At 64.2% G+C, this 386-nt stretch carries 1 protein-coding gene; it reads right to left on the bottom strand.

Annotation, left to right across the window (positions count from 1 at the left end; translation table 11 throughout):
* On the bottom strand, positions 1-386 hold a 386-nt coding region (locus AC1D0P_RS31455; protein WP_477680308.1), incomplete at both ends, for a hypothetical protein.

Raw genomic sequence — 386 nt, 5'->3', positions numbered from 1 at the left:
GACCGAGCGGCCGGAATAGTCGACGCGCTTGCCGAGCAGGTTCTGGCGGAAGCGGCCCTGCTTGCCCTTGAGCATGTCGGAGAGCGACTTCAGCGGACGCTTGTTGGCGCCGGTGATGACGCGGCCACGGCGGCCGTTGTCGAACAGCGCGTCCACAGCTTCCTGCAGCATGCGCTTTTCGTTGCGGATGATGATGCCCGGCGCGCGCAGTTCGATCAGCCGCTTCAGACGATTGTTGCGGTTGATGACGCGGCGATAGAGGTCGTTGAGATCAGACGTCGCGAAGCGGCCGCCATCGAGCGGCACCAGCGGACGCAGGTCCGGCGGGATCACCGGCACGACCTTCATGATCATCCATTCCGGCTTGTTGCCGGAGTCGATGAAGC

Source organism: Polaromonas sp. P1_G2 (assembly GCF_056405515.1).
Note: the sequence above shows the minus strand (reverse complement) of the source record. Positions and strands in the feature narration are given on the sequence as shown.